This is a genomic window from Kitasatospora sp. NPDC034035, from assembly GCF_055575755.1.
This window is the reverse complement of the sequence record NZ_JBVISA010000011.1, coordinates 213,223-236,956: the sequence shown is the minus strand read 5'-3', so window position 1 is coordinate 236,956 and position 23,734 is coordinate 213,223. Positions and strand designations below refer to the sequence as shown.

Below are 23,734 nucleotides of genomic sequence, written 5' to 3'. Positions count from 1 at the left end.
TCAGCCCGCGCGCCGCGCCAGGTGCACCACGTCCGGCACTCCCCGGGACACCGGGATCTCGTGCGTCACCACGTCCGAGAAGCCCGCCCCCCGCAGCGCCTCCTCGAAGGCCTGCGACGGCTGGGCGCTCCACACCGCCAGCACCCCGCCCGGCTGCAGCCGGTGCCAGAGCACCGCGAGTCCGTCCGCGCCGTAGAGCCCGTTGTTGGAGTCGGTGACGGTCCAGTCCGGCCCGTTGTCGATGTCCAGGCACAGGGCGTCGTAGCGCTCGCCGTCCGCGGCCGCGAGGTACTCCAGCAGGTCGGTGTGGAGCACCGCGACCCGCTCGTCCTCGAGCGCGCCGTCCGAGAAGGCGCCGAGCGGGCCGTTCCGGTGCCAGTCGATGATCGCGGTCTCCCGCTCGACGATGGCGATGCGGCCCCAGCGCGGCTCGGCCGCCGCGTACGCGAGCGAGAAGCCGACCCCGAGGCCGCCGATCAGGACCGCCGGCCGCTCGGGCCGGCTGCCCGTACGGTCGAGTTCGTCCAGCGCGGCCTGGATCAGCAGTCGCTCCGAGCGTCCGTCGGCGGTGTCCATGAGGAAGCAGCCGTTGGCGATGATCTCGAAGTGCCGTCCGCGCTGCCGCAGCACCACCTCGCCGAACGGGCCTTCCCGTCGGTCGAGCGTGACGACGGCCTCGGGGCCGTCCCGTTCGGGCAGTGCGGTGGTCATCCGTCCTCCTCGACGAACCCAGGCGAACTCGGGCGAACTCAAGTGAACTCAAGTGAACTCGGGCGAACTCGACTGCGGACCGTCCCGGTGTGACCGCAGGACCGTCCCGGTGCGGACGAGTACCCGCCCGACAATAGCCGAGTCCGCACCGGGGCCCGTCAGGTCGTGATCAGTACCCCCGCGTAGGAGACGCCGGCCACGACCACCCAGGAGCCGAGCCCGAGCAGGGCGATCCGCCCGCCGGTACGGATCATGGTCGGCAGGTGCACGGCGCTGCCGAGGCCGAACAACGCGGCGGCGAGCAGCAGTTCCTGGGCGTCTCCGGCCAGGCCGAGCGCCCGCTCGGGCAGCACGCCGGTGGTCCGCAGGACGATCATCGCGAGGAACCCCGCCACGAACAGGGGCACGATCGGCGGACGGCTCCCGGTCTTCACCGAATTCGCAGCCGCCCCCTCCAGCGCACCCGACAGCGGTCCCGCCGGCGGTCCTTCCAGCGGTTCCGCCATCGCCCCCGCCGACGGTCCCCCGCCCGAGGCCCCACCGGAGCCCGCACCCACCGCCTGCGCCACCCGCGCCACCCGCGCCGCCCGCGCCGCCTGCGCCGCCCGCAGGTTCCGCCGCACCGCGACGGCCACCCCCGCGACCAGCGGCGCCAGCAGCACCACGCGCATCAGCTTGACCAGTACCGCCTCCCGCAGCGCCGCCGCCCCGCCGGTCTGCGCGGTGGCGACCACCTGTCCGACGTCGTGCACGCTCGCGCCGACCCAGCGCCCGAACTCCACGTCGCCGAGCCCGAGCGGCTGCTGGAGCAGCGGCAGGACGGCGATCGCGAGGGTCCCGCACAGGGTGACCAGCGCCACCGAAGCCGCGACGTCCTCCTCCTCACTGCCCGCGGCCTGGCTGACCGCGCCGATGGCCGAGGCCCCGCAGATCGAGTACCCGGTGGCGACCAGCAGTGGCTGGTCGCCGGGCAGGCCGAGCCGCCGGCCCAGCCAGAGCGTGCCGGCAAAGGTGGCCGCGACCACCACGATCACCATGGCGACGGTGGCCCAGCCGAGGCCTAGCACGTCGTCCAGGCTGAGTTTGAGCCCGAGCAGGACGATCCCGACCCGCATCAGCCGCTTCCCGGCCGTGGACAGGCCCGGCCGGGCGACCCCGCGGACCACCGGGCGCAGCCCGGGCAGGTGGGCCGCCGCCATGCCGAGCACGACGGCGGCGGTGAGCTTGGGCACGGCCGGCACCACGGCGTGGACGCCCAGGGCGGCGGCCACCCCGAGGGCCGCGAGCAGCAGTCCGGGGGCGTCTCCGCGCATCGGGGGCAGCGAGTGGGTGCGGGCGGCGCGTTGCCGCAGGGTCAGTGCCACGCCGCCGCTCACTGCTCCTGGTCGGCGGGCAGCCGGTAGACCCGCCGGATGCTGGTGCCGAGCCGCGAGACGTCCGCGCCGTACACGTGGATGGAGATGGCCGTGCTGCTGCAGGAGTTGCGCACCAGGTGGATGTCGCCGGGCGGGGCGAAGGCGGCGACGGTGCCGGCCGGGCCAGCCACGTGCTCGGTCTCGACCAGCCGGGCGGTGCGGCCGTCGGGGACCAGTCGGTAGCGGGTCTCGCTCTCCTGGCCGCGGTGGACGCCGGCCACGCACCAGGAGACGTGGTCGTGGATCGGGGTGTGCTGTCCGGGCAGCCAGACCAGGGCGACGACGGAGAAGCTGCCGTCCTCCTCGGCGTGCAGGACGTGCTGGCGGTACCGCTGCGGGTCGCCCTCGCACTGGGCGGGGGTGAGCAGCGCGTCGGGTCCGTCCTGGTCGGCGTGCAGGTGCGGGGCGAGGCGCTCGCCGACCAGGTAGGCGGTGAGCTCTGGGGGCAGTCCGCGGTCCACGACGGCGCGGATCTCGCTGATCAGCGCGGTCATCCGCTCGGTGAGCCGGTCGCTGCCGACCGTGGCTGAGGGCGTCATGCCAGCAGGTTCGGCCCTAGCGACCTATCACGTCCAAGGAGGTTTTGTAAGCAATATCCCCACCAAGGCTTATATGTCAGCAGCCGACCCGGCTCGCCGCCGCCTGCCGCAGGTGGTCCAGGACCAGTCCGGTGGCCGGGATCCGGCGGTGCTCGCGCAGCACGTACGCGCTCACCTGCCGCCGCAGGTGCGGCTCGACGGCCCGCCCGGTGACCTTGCGGTGACACATGAAGGAGAGGACCAGCGCGGGCATCAGCGCGATCCCGACCCCGGCGGCGACGAGCGACTGCACCGCGAGGTTGTCGTCGGTGGAGAAGACGATGTCCGGCGCGAAGCCCTCCTCCGCGCAGACGTGCAGCAGATTGGCCCGACATCGTGGGCAGCCGGCGATCCAGCGCTCGCCGTCGAGGTCGGCGAGCCGTACGGCGTGCCGGCGGCCGAGCGGGTGCCCGACCGGCAGCAGCACCGTGAGCAGGTCCTCCATCAGCGGGATCTCGTCCAGCCCGTCCGGGACCTCGGTGGCCGCGCCCGGGTAGCGGAAGGCCAGCGCGATGTCGCATTCCCCGCGCAGCAGCCGCTGGACGGAGTCGGGTGGCTCGGCCTCCAGCAGCTCGACCCGTACGCCGGGGTGCTCGGCCAGCAGCCGGGCCATCGCCTCGGGTATCAGGGTGGCGTTGGCGCTGGGGAAGGCGCAGACCCGGACCCGCCCGGCGCGCAGCCGGGCGAGCGCGGCGAGCTGCTGCTGGGCGGCGGACATGCTGCCGAGGATCAGCTCGGCGTGCCGGGAGAGCGCCTCGCCCGCTTCGGTGAGCCGCAGTCCGCGCCCGGCGCGGGTGAACAGCGGGACGCCGACGGTGCGTTCGAGCGCCTTCATCTGCTGGGTGATGGCGGGCTGGGTGTAGCCGAGTTCCCGGGCGGCGGCCGAGTAGGAGCCGGCCCGGACGACCTCGTGGAACGTCCTGATGTGCCGCGAGTCGAACACCGGCTCCATGGCCCTCCCGCCCGGGTCGTCGTCGTCCGGACCGTTCACGCGGTCCCGTCCAGCCCCGCAATCATAAGAGGAATTTGGAGGTACCGGCCCCGGCCCCATCCGTACCTATGGTTCAGCGTCGAACCAAGCCTCTCACTGCTGCGCCGACGGCGGCAGCCCCATCGCCACCCCGGCCTTGACCACCGGCGCCCCGCCCCGCACGGTCGGGCTGCGCCGGCTGCGCTTCTCGACGAAGCGGGCGAGCCAGGAGAGCAGCAGGCACATGCCGATGTAGATCGGCGCGATCACGATCACCACCGGGATGAACGGCAGGTCGTAGTCGAGGTTGGTGGCGATCAGCTTGCCCGCGTGCAGGAACTCCTCGTAGGTGATCAGGAAGCCCAGCGAGGTGTCCTTGAGCGCGACCACCAGCTGGCTGATGATGGCCGGCAGCATCGCCCGGTTGGCCTGCGGCACCAGCACGTAGGACATCACCTGGGTCTTGCGCATGCCCAGCGCGTACGCCGCCTCCCGCTGCCCCTTGGGCACCGCGAGCACGCCGGCCCGGAACACCTCGGCCAGCACCGACCCGTTGTAGAGCACCAGCCCGGCCACCAGCGCCCACAGCGGCTGCACCTTCAGCGCGACGAAGACGAAGAAGATCATCACCAGCACCGGCATGGCCCGGAAGAACTCGACCACCAGCGTGGAGAACCAGCGCACCACCCGGTGGTCCGACAGCCGCCCGGCCGCGAACAGCGCCCCGAACGGCAGCGCGAACAGCACCGTCCAGCCGAACGCCTTCAGCGTGTTGCCGAGCCCACGCAGCAGCAGCTCCTGGACGCCTCGGTACTCGAAGGGCTGCCACTTGGCGTAGGTGAACTGGTGGGTGTGGAACAGCATGTAGACGACCCAGGCGACCCCCGCCGCGATCAGCAGCAGCGCGATCCCGCCGTACAGCCGGTGGCGGGCGAGCGCCTTCGGCCCGGGGATGTCGTACAGCGCCGAGGATTCAACGGTCATCGGGACACCGCCACTCGTCGTTCCAGCAGGTTGAAGACGGCGCTGATGGCAAGGGTGATGATCAGGTAGCCGACGGCGATCCAGACGAAGGTCCAGACGATGCTGTAGCCCAGCTCGTTGATGGTCCGGTAGGTGCCGAGCAGTTCGGTGACGCTGAACGAGCCGGCGATCGCCGTGTTCTTCGCCAGCGCGATCATCACGCTGCCGATCGGCGCCACCACCGAGCGGTACGCCTGCGGCAGCACCACCAGGCTCATCGTCTGCCCGAAGGTCATGCCCAGGCTCCGGGCCGCCTCGCCCTGCCCGGTCGGCACGGTGTTCACGCCCGAGCGCATCGCCTCGCAGACGAAGGCCGAGGTGTAACAGCCGAGCGCGAGCACCGCGAAGGTGTAGAAGGGCAGCGTGATGTCGAACCGGGGCAGGCCCAGCACCACGATGAAGAACAGCAGGGTCAGCGGCGTGTTGCGCAGGATCGTCACCCACACCGTCCCGAACACCCGCAGCGGCCTGACCGGCGAGACCCGGAAGCTCGCGATCAGCACCCCCAGCACCAGCGACAGCACGGCGCTCACCGCGAAGAGCGAGAGCGTGCCGAGGAAGCCTTCCCAGTAGGTCGACCAGTTGTCGGTCAGCGTTTTCACGGCGCGGCCCTCTCAGTACCGGTTGATCTGCGGCGGGGCCGGCGCGGCTTCCCCGGAGAGACCGAGGGTGGCCTCGAAGGCCTTCTTCCAGTCGCCGTTCTGCTCGCGCTGCTCCAGCGCGTCGTTCAGCGCCATGCGCAGCACGGTGTCGTTCTTCGGTACCCCGATGCCGTACGGCTCGGTCGAGAACAGCGGGCCGACCACCTTGAGCTCGTCCGGCACCTTGGCCGCGTAGCCGAGCAGGATCGCGTTGTCCGTGGTCACGGCGTCGACCTGGTTGGTGATCAGGTTGTCGACGCACGCCGAGTAGGTGTCGTAGCCGATCAGCTTGGCCTTCGGGTACTGCGACTGGATGCGCTGGTACGGCGTCGAACCGGCCGCCGAGCAGACCTTCTTGCCGTTCAGGTCCTGCGGGCCGTGGATGGTGGTGTCGTTCTTGCGCACCAGCAGCGACTGGCCGGCGACGAAGTACGGCCCCGCGAAGCCGACCAGCTTCTTCCGGTTGTCGTTGATGGTGTACGTGCCGACGTAGTAGTCCACCTGGCCGTTCTGCAGCGCGGTCTCGCGGTTGGCCGAGGCGATGGTCTTGAACTGGATCTTGTCCGGCGGGAAGCCGAGGGAGGCGCCGACCATCTTGGCGATCTCGATGTCGAAGCCGGAGTACACGCCGGTGGCCGGGTTCTTCTGGCCCAGGTACGGCTGGTCCTCCTTGGCGCCGACCACCAGGTGGCCCCGGCTGCGGGCGGCGTCCAGGGTCGGCGAGCCGGTGATCGAGGAGGCGTTCTGCACCTGGTAGCTGGGCAGCGCGCTGGGCTGCGGGCCCTTGGGCGGCGGGGTCCCGGCCTTGCCGCAGCCCGCCGCCAGCGCGGTGAGCAGCAGGGCGGCGGCGAGCACGCGCTTCCTCCCCCGCGCCGCGGGCTTCGCCGGGCGCGCTGCGCTGGGCTTCCCCGACCCCCCTGCGCCGGGCGCCGTCTCATCGTTCACGGCGCCGCCTCAGTGCTTCAGGATCTTGGACAGGAAGTCCCGGGCGCGCTCGCTCTCGGGGGCGCTGAAGAAGCCCTCCGGGGCGCGGTCCTCCACGATCCTGCCGTCCGCCATGAACACCACCCGGTTCGCGGAGGCCCGGGCGAAGCCCATCTCGTGGGTGACCACGACCATCGTCATGCCCTCGTGCGCGAGCTGGCGCATGACGTCCAGCACCTCGTTGATCATCTCGGGGTCGAGCGCCGAGGTCGGCTCGTCGAAGAGCAGCGCCTTGGGGTCCATCGCGAGCGCGCGGGCGATCGCGACCCGCTGCTGCTGCCCGCCGGACAGCTGGGCCGGGTACTTGTCGGCCTGCGACGCGAGGCCCACCCGCTCCAGCAGCGCGCGGGACTTGGCGTCGGCCTCCGTCCTGGGCCGGCCGCGCACCTTGATCTGCGCGAGTGAGACGTTCTGCAACACGGTCTTGTGCGCGAACAGGTTGAAGGACTGGAACACCATGCCGACCTCGGCGCGCAGCCGGGCGAGGCCCTTGCCCTCCGCGGGCAGCGGCTCGCCGTCGAGCAGGATGGTGCCGTTCTCGATCGGTTCGAGCCGGTTGATCGCCCGGCAGAGCGTGGACTTGCCGGAGCCGGACGGGCCGATGACCACGACGACCTCGCCACGGCCCACCGTCAGCTCGATGTCCTGGAGTACGTGCAGGTCCCCGAAGTGCTTGTTGACCCCGCGCAGCTCGATCAGCGGGGCGAAGTCCGCGGTGGCGCTCCGGGCCGGCTCGGGAGCTGTGGTCACCTGCTGCGCCGTCCCTTCAGCAGCCAGCCCAGCACGCTGCCCGCGACGAGCGTGGCCAGCAACGCGATCCAGAGCGGTGCGGTGACGGTGAACACCCAGAACTGGATCTTCACCTTTTCGAGGTTGGCGAACAGGAACCACACGGCGAGGATGACGATGACGCCGATCCCGATGTACCGCGTGGGGATCCCGCCGATCTCACCGCGCGGGGAGCGGGACGAGCCGTCTGAAATCTTGGTCACCGGAGCAGTCTGCGGGCCGGGCCGCCGATTTGCCCGGTTACGCGCCCTTCCGGGGCGGGGAGTAACCCGCACGGGGCAATCCGACCCCGTGCGGGTTTACCGATCTACGGCGACGGCCCTCCGAACTCCTCGGCTGCTACCGCTCGTCCCGCCACGAGCGCCAGAGCGCCGCGTACGGACCGCCGGCCGCGACCAGCTGCGGGTGGCTGCCGTACTCGCTGATCCGCCCGCCCTCGACCACCGCGATCACGTCCGCGTCGTGCGCGGTGTGCAGCCGGTGGGCGATGGCGATGACCGTCCGGCCCTCCAGCACCCGGGAGAGCGAGCGCTCCAGGTGCCGGGCGGCGCGCGGGTCCAGCAGCGAGGTGGCCTCGTCCAGCACCAGGGTGTGCGGATCGGCCAGCACCAGCCGGGCCAGGGCCAGTTGCTGGGCCTGCGGCGGGGTCAGCGAGGTGCCGCCGGAGCCGACCTCGGTGTCCAGCCCCTCCGACAGGGCGTCCACCCAGTCGCCGGCGTCCACCGCATCCAGCGCGGCCCGCAGCTCGGTGTCGTCGGCGTCGGGCGCGGCCAGCCGCAGGTTGTCCCGCAGGGTGCCGACGAAGACGTGGTGCTCCTGGTTGACCAGGGCCACCTCCGCGCGCACCCGCTCGGCCGGCATCCGGGACAGCGCCGCCCCGCCGAGGGTCACGCTGCCGCGGCCGGGGGCGTAGATCCCGGCCAGCAGCCGCCCGAGCGTGGACTTGCCCGCCCCGGACGGCCCGACCAGCGCGACCCGGCTGCCCGGGGCGACATCCAGGCTGATCCCGTGCAGGACGTCCGCGCCCTCGCGGTAGCCGAAGCGGACGTCCCGGGCCTCCACCCGGCGGCCGTCCGGGCGGGCGGACTCGTCCTCCTCGTGTTCCGGCACCTCGCGCACGCCGACCAGCCGGGCCAGCGAGGCCTGCCCGATCTGCAGCTCGTCGTACCAGCGCAGGATCAGGTCCACCGGACCGGTCAGCATCTGCGCGTACAGCACGCCGGTGGTCAACTGGCCGACGGTGATCCAGCCCTTGAGCGTGAACAGCCCGCCGAGTACCAGGGTCGCGAGCACCGCCGCGGTGTAGACCGCGTCGATGGTCGGGAACCAGACCGAGCGCAACCACAGGGTGTACCGCTCCCAGGCGAGCCACTCGCGCAGCTTGCGGTCGGTCAGCCCGATCCGCCGGCCGCCCAGGCGCAGCGCCTCGACCGTCCGCCCGGCGTCCACCGTCTCGGCCAGCACGGTGTTCACCGCGGCGTACCCGGCCGACTCGTTGCGGTAGGACTGCGGCGCCCGCCGGAAGTACCAGCGGGAGGTGGCCAGCAGCAGCGGCAGCCCGATCAGCGAGGTCAGCGCGAGCACCGGCGAGGTGACCAGCAGGGCGCCGAGCACCAGCAGCAACGAGACCACGGCGACGGCGAGTTCGGGCACCGCCTCGCGCACCGACTTGTCCAGCCGGTCGACGTCGGTGGTGCCCCGGGAGACCAGGTCCCCGGTGCCGGCCCGCTCCAGCACACCGGTCGGCAGCGCGACCGAGCGGACCAGGAAGTCCTCGCGCAGGTCGGCCAGGACCCGCTCGCCGAGCACCGCGCCGCGCATCCGCGACCAGCCGGTGAACGCGGCCTGCGCCACGAGCGCCAGCAGGTACCAGGCGACCGCCACCGTGATGGTGGACCCGGCGGTGCCGGTGGCCAGCGACTCGACCAGGTGGCCGAGCACCCAGGGCCCGACCAGCCCGGCCAGCGTGGCCACCGAGTGCAGCGCCACGACGGTCGAGAACCCGCCCCGGTGCCGCCGCGCGAGCAGCAGCAGGTACGCGCGCACGGCGGCCGGGGAGCCGACCGGCAGGGTGGCGGCCGGCCCCTGCTCCTCATGGACGGGGGGCTTCATGACGTACTCCTCGGGTACGGGGCGGGACTGCCGGCGAACCTGTTCATGACGCTGTTCACACGGCCTCACCCACCGGCTGGGCGGCCTCCTCGTCGCGGGTGACCACGGCCCGGTAGGCCGGCTCGGACCGCATCAGCTCGCGGTGCCGCCCCGCCGCGACCACCCGGCCCTCGCGCAGCAGCACCACCCGGTCCGCCTGGTCGAGCAGCAGCGGACTGGTCGCGAACACCACGGTGGTGCGGCCCGCCCGGGTGTCCCGCAGTCCGGTGGCGATCCTGGACTCGGTGTGGGCGTCCACCGCGCTGGTGGGTTCGTCCAGCACCAGGACCGGCGGGTCCGCCAGCAGCGCGCGGGCCAGGGCGAGCCGCTGGCGCTGGCCGCCGGACAGCGAGCGCCCGCGCTCGGTGATCCGGGCGCGCATCGGATCGCCCGCGCACTCCGGCGAGCCGTCCACCAGCGCCTCCAGCACGTCGTCCGACCGGGCGGCCACCAGCGCCTCGGCCGCCGAGACCCGGCCCGAGGACGGGATGTCGAACAGCTCGGCCAGGGTGCCGGAGAGCAGCACCGGCTCCTTGTCGTGGACCAGCACGGCCGCCCGCGCCTCGGCCAGCGGCACCGTGTCCAGCTCCGTCCCGCCGAGCCGTACGGAGGGCTGCGCCTGCTCGCCCTCGGCCAACGGGACGTGGCCGCCGAGCCGCTCGGCGAGCGCCCCGGCGAGGTCCGGGTCCCCGCAGACCACCGCGGTCAGCTCACCGGCCCGCGCGGTCAGCCCGCTGACCGGGTCGTACAGGTCCGCCTTGGCCGGCCTGGTCCGTGGGGCCGGCGTGATTGTCGTGGTCGTCGTGGCCTCGCTCGCTCCACCGCTCCGGCTGAGGGACAGCACCCGGACGGCCCGCCCTGCGGAGACCCGGGCGACGCTCCAGGCGTGCGCCGCCTCGCCCAGGATCCGCAGCGGCGCGGCCAGGAATGCGGTCGCGCCGTACACCGCGATCAGGGTGCCGACGGAGAGCTCGCCGGAGGCCGCCAGCCGGGCGCCGTACCAGGTGACACCGATCACGAACAGGCCGGGCAGCAGCACCTGTTGGGCCTGCATCAGCGACCAGATCCGGGCCGAGCGGACGGCGGCCGCCCGCACCTTCTGGGAGGCCGCCCGGTACCGCTCCAGGAACAGTTCCTCACCGCCGATGCCGCGCAGCACCCGCAGCCCCGCCACCGTGTCGGCGGCCAGCTCGGTGGCCTTGCCGCCGAGCGCGCGCTGCTGCTCGTAGCGCCGCTCGAACGGCCCGATCAGCGGCCAGACGGAGGCCGCCAGCACCGGGACGCCGAGCAGCACGCCGATGCCCAGCACCGGTTCGACCACCAGCACCACCGAGCTGACGGCCAGCCAGACGATCACCGCGGACCGGACCCGGGCGATCAGCTCGACGTACCAGCCGATCCGCTCGACGTCCCCGCTGCCGACCGCGACGACCTCACCGGTGGCGATCCGGCGGGACAGCCCGGCCCCGAGGTGCGAGGCCTGCCGGGCCACCAACTGCCGTACCTGGCAAGCCGCGTGGATCCAGTTCCAGACCGCTTGGCGATGCGACAGGACGGTGCCCAGCGCGGCGCCCACGGCAAGCAGCAGGGCGAGCCCGCCGGCCTGCCAGATCCCGCCGGCGTCACCGTCGACGGCGGCCTGCACGCCCGAGCCGAGCGGTATCGGCAGGGCGGCCTGGCACCCCATCTCGAGCAGCGTCCAGCAGGTCGCGAGCAGTTGCCCGCGCCGCTGACTGCGCTGCAGCCAGCGCAGGAAGGCCAGGGGTGAGGAGAGATCGGGACTGCCGGGGTCGGCCGGCGGCAGCGGGGTGAGCGGCATGACACTCCGATACGAACGGTGCGGAGGTACGGGGGAACCGGGCGAACGGGGGTGCGGGCGAACGGGGCACGGACGGGCGCGCGCCGTCCGGCACGGCGGACCGGTTCACGCGAGCAGCCCGAGCCGACAGGCGAGGGCAATGGGCGACGGACGCGCGGCGCAACGGCGCGGCGGCGTCGACACGTCCGGTGGGAGCCCCGGACGGGACATGGGAAGGGCACGAAGGGCCCTGATTTCAGGAGGCCATGTCCGCGAGCCTGCCAACCCCGGTGTGACCCGCGCAACAGGTTTTCCGCCGCCCCGCCCGCCCGGCTCCCCGCCCGGCCCGCCCGCCCAGCCCGCCAGGGACCTCCGCCGGGCCTCCGACGGGCCTGCGACGGACCTGCGACGGACCTCCGACGGGCCTGCGGGGGCCCGCGACGGGCCTGCGACCCCGCCCCCGACGCTCGTCCGCCCGGGGCGAGCCACTGCAAACCTCCACCCAAAATTCGCCCGTTTGGCGGGAACAATCAGGTTCCGGTGCCAGTTGCCCCCCACTGGAAAGACCTACGACCAGGAGGGCATCCCGTCCCGTGAGCACCATCCCCAGCGTCACTCTCAACGACGGCGCGCAGATCCCGCAGCTCGGTTTCGGCGTGTGGCAGGTCCCGGACGGTGAGGCCACCGCCGCCGTCAACTCCGCGATCGGCGCGGGCTACCGCTCCATCGACACCGCGGCCATCTACGAGAACGAGGCCGGCACCGGCGCGGCGATCGCCGAGGCGCTGGCGGGCGGCATCGCCCGCGAGGACCTCTACATCACCACCAAGCTGTGGAACTCGGGCACCCGCGACTGGTCCGGCGAGCAGGGCCGCGACGCCGTGCTGCGCGCGTTCGACGCCTCGATGGACAAGCTCGGCCTCGACTACCTCGACCTGTACCTGATCCACTGGCCGCGCCCGATGCACGGCAGCTACCTCAACATCTGGAAGGCCTTCGAGCAGCTGAAGGCGGACGGCCGGGTCAAGTCGATCGGCGTCTCCAACTTCGGCACCGAGCAGCTGACCCGCCTGCTCGACGAGGCCTCGGTCGCCCCGGTCCTGAACCAGGTCGAACTGCACCCGTACTTCCCGCAGGAGGAGCTGCGCGCCTTCCACGCGCAGCACGGCATCGCCACCGAGGCGTGGAGCCCGCTGGGCCAGGGCGGGGAGCTGCTCGCCGAGCCGGCCCTGGTGAAGATCGCCGAGAAGCACGGTCGCACGGTCGCCCAGGTGGTCCTGCGCTGGCACCTGCAGAGCGGCGTGATCGCCATCCCGAAGTCGGTCACCCCGTCCCGGATCCGGGAGAACCTGGACGTCATCGGCTTCGAGCTGGACGCGGAGGACCTCACGGCGATCGCCGCCGTCGCCACCGGCAAGCGCATCGGTCCGGACCCGCAGGGCTTCGACTGGAACTGACGTGGACCCGGGGTGCCGAATCCGGTCCCCGAGCATCCGCGACCGGCCCCACGGGGCCTGACGGCCGCCATGACGAGGGCCGCCCGCCCCGAACGGGGCGGGCGGTCCTCGTCATGCGCGATTCACAACATCACCACACCAACGGCCAGGGACCCTTGGTGCGTTGGCGAATCGTTTTGGCTGTTGTTACCAAGGCTTGGTCTAAAGCCTGCCCGCCTTGGCGATGAGCGCGAGTGCAGCCTCGTGCTCAGCCTCCTCCAGCGGAGCCAGCAGCAGCCGCTGGACCTCGGCCACCCCGGCGGCCGAGCGGTGCAGCAGGTCCTGTCCCGCCGGTGAGAGCGAGAGCAGGTTGCGCCGTCCGTCCGAGGGGTCGCGCCGGCGCTGCACCAGACCGCGGCGCACCAGCCGGCTCACCATCTCGGCCATGGTGGCCTTGTCCAGCGAGGCCAGCTCGCCCACCGTGCGCTGGTCGGCGCCCGGCTCCTGCTCCAGGGCGTCCAGCACCGCGTACTGCGGGGCCGTCAGCTCCGCGCCGACGTGCTCCGACCAGAGCTTGGTGTGCACCTGCTGGCTCACCCTGATCAGGTAGCCGATCGCCCGCTGGGCGTCCAGTATCGGCCGCGCGTCCGTGAAGACGGCGACCGCCGCGGGCTCCAGCCTGGCTATCTTGGCCATCACCCGGACGACCTCGACCTGCTCCTCCGCCGTCAGCGGCTCGAACAGGACGCGCTGCACGCGGACCACACCACCGGTGGCCTCGCGCACCGCCTGGGCGCCGCTCTGCGAGAGAGCGAGCAGCTTGCGTCGGCCGTCGGCCGGGTCGCGCCGACGCAGCACCAGGCCGCGGCGGACCAGCCGCGCGACCATCTCGGCCATCGTGGCCTTGTCCAGCGACGCTCGCTCGCCGACCGTTCGCTGGTCCGCACCCGGCTCGAGGGCCAGGACCAGCAGCACGGCGAACTGCGGAGCCGTGAGATCGGCTCCGACGTGCTCCGACCACAGCCGGGTGTGAACCTGCTGTGCAACGCGAATGAGGTGTCCGGGCGACTGCTGCAGTCGCGCGGACACGCGGGTTGTCGGGATCTCCCCCAGCACCATGTATCCGTCCCGATGTCACACCCGGTGTGTGTGGGACACCCGGGTGGGGCAGTAACGGCGAGTGGGCGTCCAGCTATGAGGGAGGGCGCTCCAGCCGTGCAGCCGGTGGCTGCTGGCGGACACTATACAAACGGCTGGCCCCTGCTGGCAGGCAGGGGCGGATAGTAGACGCAGGTTCGGCAACATTGGCATATTTACGCGCTGCCACACCGTTGCAGTAACCCGTTCTCAGCAGAAAGCCGACCGGTCGGTCCTTACCGACCGTCACCTGCGTCTCTCCACTCTGGCCGCCTTCCCTACTCGCCGGTAGGGTGTGGCCACCCTCCCCCGGGGGCTCTCCCCCGGAGGCAACCCCCGAGAGAGACGAGAGCGAGCATGACCGAGCAGAGCACCGCCCCCCGGGTCGCCGTCGTCACCGGCGCCGCCCGCGGCCTGGGTGCCGCCACCGCCGTCCGGCTGGCCGCCGACGGTTACGCGGTCGCCGTCCTGGACCTGGACGAGGCGGCCGGCAAGGACACCGTGGACCGGATCACCGCCGCCGGCGGCAGGGCCGTGGCCGTCGGCGCCGACGTCTCGAACGCCGAGCAGGTCCAGGCCGCCGTCGACCGCGTGGTCGCCGAGCTCGGCACCCCCGTCGTGCTGGTCAACAACGCGGGTGTTCTCCGCGACAACCTGCTCTTCAAGATGTCCGAGTCCGACTGGGACACGGTCATGAACGTTCACCTCCGCGGCGCCTTCCTGATGACCCGCGCAGTGCAGAAGCACATGGTCGACGCCGGATTCGGCCGCATCGTCAACCTGTCCTCCTCCTCGGCCCAGGGCAACCGCGGCCAGGCCAACTACTCGGCCGCCAAGGCCGGCCTGCAGGGCTTCACCAAGACTTTGGCCATTGAGCTGGGCAAGTTCGGCATCACCGCCAACGCCGTCGCCCCCGGATTCATCGCCACGGACATGACAGCAGCCACCGCCGCCCGGGTCGGCATGGACTTCGAAGACTTCAAGCGGGCTGCCGCCTCTCAGATCCCGGTCCAGCGGGTCGGTCTGCCTGAGGACGTCGCCCACACCATCTCGTTCCTGGCGAGCGAGGGCGCCGGCTTCGTCTCCGGCCAGGTGATCTACGTCGCGGGCGGGCCCCTCGACTGAGCACGGAACCTACACAGGGTTACCACGGAGTGGGAAGCCGGGCAGGTCGGCCTCCCACTCCGTTTCCTTTACCGGGGCTTTTGGGGAACCATTCGAAGACCACACTGGCATTCGATCCCGAAATAGCGGAAATCGCTCGCCGGACCACCCCGGACAGCCCAAATTGTCGATTTCACGGGTAAATGACAATTACCCCCGGAATAGCCCTGTCCGGATGGGTAAGGTCGCCCCGTGCAATCCGGAAGTACCCCCGCCCCCATTCCGCGACAGGGACGGCGACACCACACCGCCACCACCGGCCGGGGACGCCCCACCACCCCCTGCGGCCCGATCGGCCCCATCAGCCGCGACCCCGACCGCCGCAGCCCGATCGGCCCCGTCAGCCCCATAAGCCCCGCCGGCCGCGACCCCGGCTGGCCGCCGATGAGCCGACGGCAGGCCGCCCTGCTCGCCGCCACCGTCGTCGTCTACCTGCTGGTACTGGCCGGTGTCCTGCTCAACACCGCCCTGGTCGACCTCGACTGGTCGGTCCGCCTGCTGCGCCCGTACGAGCGGTGGCCCCGGCTGGAGCCGCTGCTCGACTCCTGGGTGGTCGCCGGGCAGCGCGGGCCCTCGGCGATCGCCGCCTTCGCCTGGCTCGCCTGGCGCGCCCGCCGACTAGGCCGACTGCGCCCGCTGCTGGTCATGGGGATCGCGCTGCTTTTGCTGAATGTCACGGTGGGCGCGGTGAAGATCGTCACCGGCCGGCTCGGCCCGCACTACGCCCAGTACGTCGGCTCGCCCGAGCTCTTCTCCGGCGGCACCATCTTCCCGTCCGGCCACACCGCGAACGCCGTGGTCACCTGGGGCGTGCTTGCCTACCTCGCGGTCCGCTGGCGTCGCACCGGCGCGGTGATCGCCGCCGGAACCGCCTGCTCGATCGGCCTGACCACGGTCTACCTGGGCACCCACTGGGTCACCGACGTGCTGGCCGGCTGGGCCGCCGGGCTGCTCGTCCTGCTCTCGCTGCCGCTGCTGGAACCCCTCGTGACCATCGTCGAGCAACGGCTCCACCGCCGCTTCGGCCGCCGCGCCCTCCCCTACCGGGCCGCCACGGCGGTGGGGGCGAGCGCTACCCCTCCCAGCTCCGCTCGACCACGCCGTCCCGCACCGCGAGGTTGAGCCGCCCCTGCCGGTACTCCATGGTCATCAGGTCCCCGGGCTCCAGCACCCGGACCGAGGCCCAGCCGTGCCGCCGGGCCAGCTCCCGGGCCCGCTCGACCCGCAGCCCCGCGTACCCCTCGGCGTCCGCCCCCGCCGTACCCGACCCCACCGCGTCCGACCCCGACATCGTGCCTCCCCCGGCCAGCCTCCTCGGACGTACGCTGGAATCGTAGCCCGACCCGCGCGGTCCGGAGGTGAAGGCCATGCGCACCACCACCCCGCGACGGTGGCGCAGCGGCACCGAGCCGACCACCGCCCGCAGCGACCTCAAGCTCCGCTACCTGCTCTCGCTCATCTTCACGCCGCTGTTCGTGCTGGCCACGGTGGGCTTCGCGGTCTGGGCGGCCGTCTCGCCCGTCAACGGCGCACCCAGCCGGGGCACGCTCACCGGCTTCGCCGTCGCGTGCGGCCTGCTCTCCCTGTTCGCCATCGTCGATCTCGTGGTGGTCGTCCGGCGTCGCCGGACCGAGCTCTGACGCGGTGTCTCCCATGGAGTGGGAAGTCGGCCCGGCCGACTTCCCACTCCCCGCACCCAAACCACCCGGCCCTCGGCCTCAGCGGCCGCCGACCGCCTGCTTCACCAGCGTCCGCCCGAAGTCCCACATCAGGCCGCTCCCCCGGTGGGCCTCGTCCATGATGTCGGTGAAGGCGTCCATGAAGCGGTCCACGTCCCGCTCGGTGATGATCAGCGGCGGAAGCAGCTTGATCACTTCCAGGTGGTCCCCGGACACCTGGGTGAGGATCCGGTGCCGCTGCAGCAGCGGGACCACGACCATCTGCGCGAACAGCCCCTTGCGTGCCGCCTGCAGGGCCGTCCACCCGGTGCGCAGCTTGAGCGACTTGGGCCGGCCGAACTCGATGCCGATCATCAGCCCGCGCCCGCGCACCTCGGCGAGCAGCTCGTACTTGTCGACCAGCTCGGTCAGCCGCTCGCGGAACCGGTCGCCGACCGTGCGGGCGTTCTCCACCACCTTCTCGTCCCGCATCACCTCCAGGGTCGCCAGCCCGGCCGCCATGGCCTGGGCGTTCGATCCGAAGCTGGCCGAGTGCACCAGCACCCGGTCCATCGAGGAGTACACCTTCTCGAAGATCCAGCCCTTGCCGAGCGTCGCCCCGACCGGGACGTACCCGCCGGAGAGCGCCTTGGCCGCGCAGACCAGGTCGGGCAGCACGCCGTCCTCGTGCTGGTAGGCGAAGAACTCTCCGGTGCGGCCGATCCCGGTCTGCACCTCGTCGCAGATGAGCAGCGCCTTGTGCTCGTGCAGCAGCGCCTGGGCGGCGCGCAGCCAGCCGGGCGGCGGGGCCTGGACGCCCTTGCCCTGGATCGGTTCGACGATCAGGGCCGCGACGTCGCCGCGCTTCAACTCCTTTGCCAGCGCCGACAGATCGCCGAGCGGGATGGCGGTGTCCGGGAGCAGCGGGTCGAATCCCTTGCGGAAGCCGTTCTCCCCGTTGACCGAGAGCGAGCCGGTGGTCAGCCCGTGGAAGGCGTGGTCGGCGTAGAGGATCCGCCGGCGTCCGGTGGCGTACCGGGCGAACTTCAGCGCGGTCTCCACCGCTTCCGTCCCGCTGTTGCCGAAGAACACCCGGTCCAGCCCGGGGGCGTACGACAGCAGCCGCTCGGCCAGCAGCCCGGGCAGCGGCGAGCAGTCGAAGCGCACCAGGTCCGGCAGGTCCAGGTCCATCACCTGCTGGATCGCCGTGCGCACCACCGGGTGGTGGCGGCCGAGCGCGAAGATGCCGAAGCCGGCCAGCATGTCGAGGTACTCGTTGCCCTCGGCGTCGTAGAAGTACTGGCCCTTGGCGCGCTCGTAGTACTTGTCGAAGCCGATGGTGTGGAGCATCCGGGACAGCTGCGGGTTGAGGTAGCGGCTGCTCAACTCGTAGCGCTCACCGCCGCGTTCGGCGAGGAGGGCGGCGAGGTCGAAGGCGGGGCGGTCTGGGTCAGCCGGCATGGCGCGGGTTCGCTCCTCGGGTCGGTAGCAGGTTCTTGGCGAAGACGGCGGCCTGGGCGGCGACCCCGGTCCCGGTGAGCCCCGCCTCCTCGAGGATCTCTCCGCGCGAGGCGTGCCCGAGGAACTCCTGCGGCAGGCCGAGGACCCGCAGCGGTACGTCCACGTCGGCGTCGCGCAGCGCCTGGGCGATCGCCGAACCGACCCCGCCGGTCCGGCCGTTGTCCTCGACGGTGACCACCAGCCGGTGGGCGGCGGCCAGCTCGGGCAGCGCCGGGTCGACGGGCTTGACCCAGCGCGGGTCGACGACGGTCGCGGTGAAACCCTCGGCGAGCAACAGCCGGGCGGCGTCCAGGCAGGCCGGGGCGGTGGTGCCGACGGCGACCAGCAGGATCTCGGCCGGGCGCCCGGTGCGCAGCAGCACGTCCACCCCGCCGATCCGCTCGACGGCCGGCACGGCGGGCCCGACGTTCCCCTTCGGGAAGCGCACGACCGTCGGCGCGTCCCCGACCTCGACGGCCTCGCGCAGCTGGGCCCGCAGCTGGTCGGCGTCGCGCGGTGCGGCGAGCCGCAGGCCCGGGACGACCTGCAGGATCGACAGGTCCCACATGCCGTTGTGCGAGGCGCCGTCCGGTCCGGTCACCCCGGAGCGGTCGAGTACGAAGGTGACGCCCAGCCGGTGCAGGGCGACGTCCATCAACACCTGGTCGAAGGCCCGGTTCAGGAAGGTCGCGTACACCGCGACCACCGGGTGCAGTCCTCCGGTGGCGAGCCCCGCGGCGCTGGTGACGGCGTGCTGTTCGGCGATCCCGACGTCGAAGGTCCGCGTCGGGTACGCCTTGGCGAACGGCGCCAGGCCCACCGGCTGCAGCATGGCCGCGGTGATCGCCACCAGGTCCGGCCGCTCGGTGCCGAGCGCGAGCAGTTCCTCGCCGAACACCGAGGTCCAGGAGACGCCGCTGCTGGGCGAGATCGGCAGGCAGGTGTACGGGTCGATCGGGTTGACGGCGTGGAAGCGGTCGGCTTCGTCCTGCTCGGCGGGCCGGTAGCCGCGTCCCTTGACGGTGAGGCAGTGCACGATGACCGGCCCGCCGAAGTTGCGGGCCTGGCGCAGCGCCTGTTCGACCGCGCCCAGGTCGTGGCCGTCGATCGGGCCGAGGTACTTGAGGCCGAGGTCCTCGAACATGCCCTGTGGGGCGAAGGCGTCCTTGAACCCCTTCTTGGCGCCGTGCAGCGCGTCGAAGATCGGCTGGCCGACCAGCGGGGTGCGTTGCAGCGCTTCCTTGCCGAGGGCGAGGAAGCGCTCGTAGCCCTGGGTGGTGCGCAGGGTGGCGAGGTGGTTGGCGAGGCCGCCGATGGTCTTGGCGTAGGAGCGTTCGTTGTCGTTGACGACGATGACCAGCGGCCGGTCGCGGGCTTCGGCGATGTTGTTGAGCGCTTCCCAGGCGAGTCCGCCGGTGAGCGCGCCGTCGCCGATCACCGCGACGGTGTGCCGGTCGTGCTGGCCGAGCAGCCGGGCGGCTTTGGCCAGGCCGTCGGCGTAGGAGAGCGCGGTGGAGGCGTGCGAGTTCTCGACCAGGTCGTGCTCGGACTCGCCGCGCGAGGGGTAGCCGGACAGTCCGCCCCGCATCCTCAGCCGGGTGAAGTCCTGGCGGCCGGTGAGCAGTTTGTGGACGTAGCTCTGGTGGCCGGTGTCGAAGACGATCCGGTCGTACGGCGAGTCGAAGACCCGGTGCAGCGCGATGGTGAGCTCCACCACGCCGAGGTTGGGCCCGAGGTGTCCGCCGGTGCGGGTGACGGCGTCGATCAGGAAGTCCCTGATCTCGTCGGCGAGCAGCGGGAGTTCGGCCGCCGGGAGCTTGCGCAGCTCGGCCGGCGAGGTGACGCGGGAGAGCAGTGACATGGGTACACCTCACGACTCGGAGCGGTGCGGTGATGCCTCCGCCCGGCAGGGGCGGAGCCGGCCCGGGCGCGGGGCCCGGGCCGGGGTGCCGACTTGGCGGTCAACTCCCGGCTCAGCGGCCGTGGTTGCCGCCGATGGTCTCGGTGATGGCGCGCAGCGACTGCTGGAGCGAACCCATGGTGGCGAGGACGGCCGTCGGCTCGTAGCCGCAGTGGGCCATGCAGTTGGCGCAGCGCGGGTCCCGGCCGCGGCCGTACTTGCTCCAGTCGGTCTTCTCGACCAGCTCGCGGTAGGTCGGCACGTAGCCGTCGGCCATCAGGTAGCAGGGCCGCTGCCAGCCGAACAGCGAGTAGTTGGGGATGCCCCACGGGGTGCATTCGAAGTCGGCCTTGCCCTCCAGGAAGTCCAGGAAGAGCGGGCTGTGGTTGAGGCGCCAGCGCTTGCGGTTCCCGCCGGCGAAGGCTTTGCGGAAGAGTTCCCTGGTCTGTTCGACGCCCAGGAAGTGCTCCTGGTCGGGGGCCTTCTCGTAGGCGTAGGCGGGCGAGATCATCATCTCGTCCACTTTCAGCTCGTCGTTGAGGTAGTCCAGCACCTCGATGACGGTCTGCGGGGTGTCGGTGTTGAAGAAGGTGCTGTTGGTGGTGACCCGGAAGCCGCGCCGCTTGGCCTCCTTGATGGCGGCCACCGCCTCGTCGAAGGTGCCCTCCTTGGCCACCGACTCGTCGTGCCGCTCCCGCATGCCGTCGATGTGCACGGCGAAGGTGAAGTACGGGGAGGGCGTGAACTTCTCGATCTTCTTGCGCAGCAGCAGCGCGTTGGTGCACAGGAACACGTACTTGCGGTGCTCGACCAGCTGGCGGACGATCTCGTCGATCTGCGGGTGCATCAGCGGCTCGCCGCCGGCGATCGAGACCATCGGGGCACCCGACTCCAGGACCGCGCCGACCGCCTGGGCGACGGGCATCCGCTGCTTCAGGACGCCCGCCGGGTGCTGGATCTTGCCGCAGCCCTCGCAGGCGAGGTTGCAGGCGAACAGCGGTTCCAGCTCCACGATCAGCGGGAACTTGTCCCGTCGTTTGAGCAGCTTCTGCTGCATGAGGTAGGTGCCGACCCGCACGGTCTGGCGCAACGGCATGGCCATGGCTAGCTCGCCTCCTGAGGGAGCGTCGAGGATGTGGGGTGGTTCAGGTCTGCGGAGCGGGGCGCGAGCTCCTGCCGGTACCAGTCGACCAGGGCGGGCACCGTCGCCCGGAGGGTCCGCCAGGCCCGCACCCCGGCCGGGAGGGTGCCGGGGCGCAGCAGTTCGTGCTCGGGGGTGTCGACCACCACGCGCAGGACGGCTGCGGGCAGTGTCGGCCGCACCTCCCGCAGCGCGGCCAGCACGGCGGCGGCCTCCATGTCGACGGCGAGCGCGCCCTGCAGGTGCAGTGCCCGGCGCTCGATGCCGCGCACGACGTGGTCGGCGGTGTGGTGCACCCCGGTGTGTACGGTCAGGCCGCGTTCCTTCAGCGCCCGGGTGAGCTCCGGCCCGGAGTCGACCGGGTAGAGGTGGCCCTCGGCGTCGCGCACGCCGTCGGCCGCGACGACGTCGCCGGGCTGTACACCGGGGCCGAGCGCGGCGCCGAAGCCGGCCACCACGACCGCGCCGTAGCCGCCGGGGACGGAGCCGAGCAGCCGTCGGACGGCCATCCCGGCGCGCCGCCGGCCGACCCCGGTGCGGACCAGCACCGGGGCTCCGCCGGCCGCGCCGCGCCAGTCGCCGCCGCGCAGGGCCCAGACCTCGGGGCCCAGTGCGCAGAGCACCAGCAGGGGGGCGGTGGTCACCGCGCCGCCCCGATCGCCGGGGTGCCGTTCGCCCGGCCCCCACCGTCCCGACGGATGGTCGGGCTGCCGTGGAGGTAGCGGCCGAGCGCGGTGACCGGGAAGACCAGCCGGTACAGGTGGTAGTTGATGGAGAAGTCCCACGGGAAGCCGGTGCCGGTGAATTGCGGCTCGTCCCAGGTGCCCTCGGGCAGCTGGGTGCGCACCAGCCAGTCCACGCCGCGTTCCACCGCCGGGTTGGTCCGGCCGTCCGGGCCCTCGCCGGCTGCGAGCAGCGCCATCAGCGCCCACGCGGTCTGCGAGGCGGTGGAGTCGCCGCGCCCGGCCCAGCGCGCCGGGTCGTCGTAGGAGCGCATGTCCTCGCCCCAGCCGCCGTCGGCGTTCTGCCGGTCCTCCAGCCAGCGCACCGCCCGGCGGATCGCCGGGTGCTCGTCCGGGACGCCGGCCGCGACCAGGGCGGGCAGCACCGAGCCGGTGCCGTAGATGTAGTTGGTGCCCCAGCGGCCGAACCATGAGCCGTCCGCCTCCTGGTTGCGCAGCAGCCACTCGATGCCGCGCCGGGTCCGGGGGTCGCGGGCGCGGCCGGTCTCCGCGAGCATCTCCACCACGTGGGCGGTGACGTCGGCGGACGGCGGGTCGACCACCTCGCCGAAGTCGCAGAACGGCAGCTTGTTGGGCAGCGTGCTGGTGTTGTCGACGTCGAAGGCGCCCCAGGCGCCGTTCTTGGACTGCATGCCGAGGTTCCACAGCACGCCCCGGTCCACCGCCGCGTCGACCTTGGCCGGGTCGGGGTGGGCCACCCGGCGCAGCGCCAGGACCACCTCGGCGGTGTCGTCGATGTCGGGGTAGGTGTCGTTCTCGAACTCGAAGGCCCAGCCGCCGGCGGGGAGCCCGGGCCGTTGGACGGCCCAGTCGCCGCGCTTGCGGATCTCCTCGCCGAGCATCCAGTCGACGGCGGAGACCAGCGCGGGGTGGTCGGCCGGCAGCCCGGCGTCGGCCAGCGCGACGGTGGCCAGGCAGGTGTCCCAGACCGGGGACTGGCAGGCCTCCAGCCAGCGCTTGCCGTCCTCGGTGTGCACGGTGAAGCGGTCGAAGGAGGAGAGTCCGGCCTGCATCACCGGGTGTTCCAGCTCGTAGCCCTCGAGGTGCAGGGCGATCAGCGAGTAGACGGCGGGGGGCTGGATGCCGCCCCAGCAGCCGTCGGCTTCCTGCCGTTCGACGATCCAGCGGCAGGCCTGGGCGACGGCCAGGCGGCGCAGCGGGCGGAAGGCCCGGCGGTGGTAGGCGTGCAGTGCCTTGTCGAGGCGCTCGAACAGGCCGTCCCAGGTGGTGGCGGGGGCGAGCGGCCGTTGGGGGTAGGGGTCGGCCGGGTCGGTGTGCAGCTCGGTGAGCTGGAAGGGCGCCGGACGGACGGGCCGGTGGGCGGAGACGACGGTCAGCGGGACGATGGTCTGGCGGGCCCAGCACCCGAAGGCGTAGATGTTCAGCGGGAGCCACTTGGGCAGGAAGATGATCTCGGGCGGCATCTCCGGCAGCCGCTCCCAGGGCCACCAGCCGAACAGCGCGAGCCAGATCCGGGTGAACACCCGGGCGGCCGCGATGCCGCCCGCCGAGCGGACGTACCGGGCGGCGGCCAGCATGTGCGGGGCGTTCGGCTCGTCGCCGGCCAGCCTGAGCGCGACGTAGGCCTCGACGGTGGTGGACAGTTCGGGCGGCCCGCCGTGGAAGGTGGCCCAGGTGCCGTCCTCACGCTGATGGGAGCGGATCCACTCGGCGGTGGCGTTCGTCTGTTCGTCGGTCCGGATCCCGAGGAACTGTCGGAGCAGTAAATCCTCGGCGTCCATGGTGACGTTGGTCTCCAGGTCGCCTTTCCACCAGCCCTCGGAGGACTGCAGCGAGAGCAGGTGGGTGGTGGCGCGGGCCAGGGCCTCCCGCGCGTCGGCCGGTCGGAGGTCCGCCTCGTCGGTCGGCCGGAGCTGGTCGGCGTCCTCGGGCTGCCACCGCCCCGCGCCCAGGAGGGCCGGGGGGCGGTCGCCCACCGCGACCGGCTCGGAATCGTACTCAGGGTCGAGCCGGCCGTCCGCGGTTGCTGTCAAC

At 72.3% G+C, this 23,734-nt stretch carries 22 protein-coding genes; 4 read left to right on the top strand and 18 right to left on the bottom strand.

Annotated features, from left to right (window positions below; translation table 11 throughout):
- The 11 genes from ACZ52J_RS18310 to ACZ52J_RS18260 all read right to left on the bottom strand — a co-directional run bounded on the left by ACZ52J_RS18310 (position 1) and on the right by ACZ52J_RS18260 (position 11,081).
- Positions 1-711, bottom strand: a complete 711-nt coding sequence (locus ACZ52J_RS18310; RefSeq protein ID WP_360489726.1) for a spermidine synthase family protein — start codon at positions 709-711, stop codon at positions 1-3.
- Between the two features lie 158 nt (positions 712-869).
- Positions 870-2,024 carry a YeiH family protein gene (locus ACZ52J_RS18305; RefSeq protein ID WP_465620016.1) on the bottom strand — a complete coding sequence of 385 codons (1,155 nt, stop codon included), beginning with the start codon at positions 2,022-2,024 and terminating at the stop codon, positions 870-872.
- Positions 2,025-2,083: 59 nt separating this feature from the next.
- Positions 2,084-2,665, bottom strand: a complete 582-nt coding sequence (locus ACZ52J_RS18300) for a cysteine dioxygenase family protein (RefSeq protein ID WP_465619963.1) — start codon at positions 2,663-2,665, stop codon at positions 2,084-2,086.
- 76 nt (positions 2,666-2,741) lie between these two features.
- The gene (locus tag ACZ52J_RS18295) at positions 2,742-3,647 is read right to left on the bottom strand and encodes a LysR family transcriptional regulator (RefSeq protein WP_360490658.1); all 906 of its coding nucleotides are present in this window, start codon (positions 3,645-3,647) and stop codon (positions 2,742-2,744) included.
- A 141-nt stretch (positions 3,648-3,788) separates the two neighbouring features.
- Entirely contained in the window at positions 3,789-4,658 is an 870-nt protein-coding gene (locus ACZ52J_RS18290) for an amino acid ABC transporter permease (protein ID WP_360489730.1), read from the bottom strand.
- Positions 4,655-5,299 carry an amino acid ABC transporter permease gene (locus ACZ52J_RS18285; protein WP_360489732.1) on the bottom strand — a complete coding sequence of 215 codons (645 nt, stop codon included), beginning with the start codon at positions 5,297-5,299 and terminating at the stop codon, positions 4,655-4,657. Before ACZ52J_RS18285 ends, ACZ52J_RS18290 begins: the two co-directional genes overlap by 4 nt.
- A gap of 12 nt (positions 5,300-5,311) precedes the next feature.
- Positions 5,312-6,193 (bottom strand): glutamate ABC transporter substrate-binding protein, encoded by an 882-nt coding sequence (locus tag ACZ52J_RS18280; RefSeq protein WP_465619961.1) that lies wholly within the window; start codon positions 6,191-6,193, stop codon positions 5,312-5,314.
- A 99-nt stretch (positions 6,194-6,292) separates the two neighbouring features.
- Positions 6,293-7,072, bottom strand: coding sequence for an amino acid ABC transporter ATP-binding protein (locus ACZ52J_RS18275; protein WP_465619959.1), 780 nt, complete (start codon positions 7,070-7,072; stop codon positions 6,293-6,295).
- The gene (locus ACZ52J_RS18270) at positions 7,069-7,314 is read right to left on the bottom strand and encodes a LapA family protein (RefSeq protein WP_360489736.1); all 246 of its coding nucleotides are present in this window, start codon (positions 7,312-7,314) and stop codon (positions 7,069-7,071) included. The genes ACZ52J_RS18275 and ACZ52J_RS18270 overlap by 4 nt, the downstream gene beginning before the upstream one ends.
- Positions 7,315-7,450: 136 nt before the next feature.
- Positions 7,451-9,223 carry an ABC transporter ATP-binding protein gene (locus tag ACZ52J_RS18265; RefSeq protein ID WP_465619956.1) on the bottom strand — a complete coding sequence of 591 codons (1,773 nt, stop codon included), beginning with the start codon at positions 9,221-9,223 and terminating at the stop codon, positions 7,451-7,453.
- Positions 9,224-9,278: 55 nt separating this feature from the next.
- The gene (locus ACZ52J_RS18260) at positions 9,279-11,081 is read right to left on the bottom strand and encodes an ABC transporter transmembrane domain-containing protein (RefSeq protein WP_465619954.1); all 1,803 of its coding nucleotides are present in this window, start codon (positions 11,079-11,081) and stop codon (positions 9,279-9,281) included.
- Positions 11,082-11,653: 572 nt separating this feature from the next.
- Here ACZ52J_RS18260 and ACZ52J_RS18255 point away from each other — a divergent pair.
- Positions 11,654-12,517, top strand: a complete 864-nt coding sequence (locus tag ACZ52J_RS18255; RefSeq protein ID WP_465619952.1) for an aldo/keto reductase — start codon at positions 11,654-11,656, stop codon at positions 12,515-12,517.
- Between the two features lie 201 nt (positions 12,518-12,718).
- Here ACZ52J_RS18255 and ACZ52J_RS18250 read toward each other — a convergent pair whose 3' ends face one another.
- Positions 12,719-13,585: a MarR family winged helix-turn-helix transcriptional regulator gene (locus tag ACZ52J_RS18250; RefSeq protein WP_360489744.1), complete on the bottom strand. Its 867-nt coding sequence runs from the start codon at positions 13,583-13,585 to the stop codon at positions 12,719-12,721.
- A gap of 405 nt (positions 13,586-13,990) precedes the next feature.
- On the opposite strand from ACZ52J_RS18250, the gene fabG reads away from it, so the two are divergent.
- On the top strand, positions 13,991-14,758 hold the full coding sequence (gene fabG / locus ACZ52J_RS18245) for a 3-oxoacyl-ACP reductase FabG (protein WP_360489746.1): 768 nt from the start codon (positions 13,991-13,993) through the stop codon (positions 14,756-14,758).
- 231 nt (positions 14,759-14,989) lie between these two features.
- Complete coding sequence (locus ACZ52J_RS18240) at positions 14,990-15,919, top strand: phosphatase PAP2 family protein (protein WP_465619950.1); 930 nt, start codon at positions 14,990-14,992, stop codon at positions 15,917-15,919.
- On the opposite strand, the gene ACZ52J_RS18235 is transcribed toward ACZ52J_RS18240, so the two are convergent.
- On the bottom strand, positions 15,870-16,088 hold the full coding sequence (locus ACZ52J_RS18235) for an I78 family peptidase inhibitor (protein ID WP_360489750.1): 219 nt from the start codon (positions 16,086-16,088) through the stop codon (positions 15,870-15,872). The genes ACZ52J_RS18240 and ACZ52J_RS18235 overlap by 50 nt on opposite strands.
- Before the next feature lie 76 nt (positions 16,089-16,164).
- Between ACZ52J_RS18235 and ACZ52J_RS18230 the strand changes: the two genes are divergently transcribed.
- A complete protein-coding gene (locus ACZ52J_RS18230; protein ID WP_360489752.1) occupies positions 16,165-16,437 on the top strand; it encodes a DUF6343 family protein in 273 nt (90 codons plus the stop codon).
- A 78-nt stretch (positions 16,438-16,515) separates the two neighbouring features.
- Here the strand turns inward: ACZ52J_RS18230 and ACZ52J_RS18225 are convergent, their stop codons facing one another.
- The 5 genes from ACZ52J_RS18225 to shc form a co-directional block, all read right to left on the bottom strand.
- Complete coding sequence (locus tag ACZ52J_RS18225) at positions 16,516-17,916, bottom strand: aspartate aminotransferase family protein (RefSeq protein WP_465619947.1); 1,401 nt, start codon at positions 17,914-17,916, stop codon at positions 16,516-16,518.
- Positions 17,906-19,816 (bottom strand): 1-deoxy-D-xylulose-5-phosphate synthase, encoded by a 1,911-nt coding sequence (dxs, locus tag ACZ52J_RS18220; RefSeq protein WP_360489756.1) that lies wholly within the window; start codon positions 19,814-19,816, stop codon positions 17,906-17,908. Before dxs ends, ACZ52J_RS18225 begins: the two co-directional genes overlap by 11 nt.
- A gap of 112 nt (positions 19,817-19,928) precedes the next feature.
- Entirely contained in the window at positions 19,929-20,957 is a 1,029-nt protein-coding gene (gene hpnH, locus ACZ52J_RS18215; RefSeq protein ID WP_465619945.1) for an adenosyl-hopene transferase HpnH, read from the bottom strand.
- Positions 20,958-20,959: 2 nt separating this feature from the next.
- The gene (locus ACZ52J_RS18210) at positions 20,960-21,640 is read right to left on the bottom strand and encodes a 5'-methylthioadenosine/S-adenosylhomocysteine nucleosidase family protein (protein WP_360489760.1); all 681 of its coding nucleotides are present in this window, start codon (positions 21,638-21,640) and stop codon (positions 20,960-20,962) included.
- A complete protein-coding gene (gene shc, locus ACZ52J_RS18205; RefSeq protein ID WP_465619943.1) occupies positions 21,637-23,733 on the bottom strand; it encodes a squalene--hopene cyclase in 2,097 nt (698 codons plus the stop codon). Before shc ends, ACZ52J_RS18210 begins: the two co-directional genes overlap by 4 nt.
- Position 23,734 lies beyond the last annotated feature (1 nt).

Excerpts from the sequence above, each read along its gene's own strand:
- ACZ52J_RS18235 (WP_360489750.1), bottom strand. The coding sequence starts at position 16,088 with ATGTCGGGGTCGGACGCGGTGGGGTCGGGTACGGCGGGGGCGGACGCC.
- hpnH (WP_465619945.1), bottom strand. The coding sequence starts at position 20,957 with ATGGCCATGCCGTTGCGCCAGACCGTGCGGGTCGGCACCTACCTCATG.
- ACZ52J_RS18265 (WP_465619956.1), bottom strand. The coding sequence starts at position 9,223 with ATGAAGCCCCCCGTCCATGAGGAGCAGGGGCCGGCCGCCACCCTGCCG.
- ACZ52J_RS18230 (WP_360489752.1), top strand. The coding sequence starts at position 16,165 with ATGCGCACCACCACCCCGCGACGGTGGCGCAGCGGCACCGAGCCGACC.
- ACZ52J_RS18225 (WP_465619947.1), bottom strand. The coding sequence starts at position 17,916 with ATGCCGGCTGACCCAGACCGCCCCGCCTTCGACCTCGCCGCCCTCCTC.
- dxs (WP_360489756.1), bottom strand. The coding sequence starts at position 19,816 with ATGTCACTGCTCTCCCGCGTCACCTCGCCGGCCGAGCTGCGCAAGCTC.
- ACZ52J_RS18300 (WP_465619963.1), bottom strand. The coding sequence starts at position 2,665 with ATGACGCCCTCAGCCACGGTCGGCAGCGACCGGCTCACCGAGCGGATG.
- ACZ52J_RS18310 (WP_360489726.1), bottom strand. The coding sequence starts at position 711 with ATGACCACCGCACTGCCCGAACGGGACGGCCCCGAGGCCGTCGTCACG.
- ACZ52J_RS18305 (WP_465620016.1), bottom strand. The coding sequence starts at position 2,024 with ATGCGCGGAGACGCCCCCGGACTGCTGCTCGCGGCCCTCGGGGTGGCC.
- ACZ52J_RS18260 (WP_465619954.1), bottom strand. The coding sequence starts at position 11,081 with ATGCCGCTCACCCCGCTGCCGCCGGCCGACCCCGGCAGTCCCGATCTC.
- fabG (WP_360489746.1), top strand. The coding sequence starts at position 13,991 with ATGACCGAGCAGAGCACCGCCCCCCGGGTCGCCGTCGTCACCGGCGCC.
- ACZ52J_RS18290 (WP_360489730.1), bottom strand. The coding sequence starts at position 4,658 with ATGACCGTTGAATCCTCGGCGCTGTACGACATCCCCGGGCCGAAGGCG.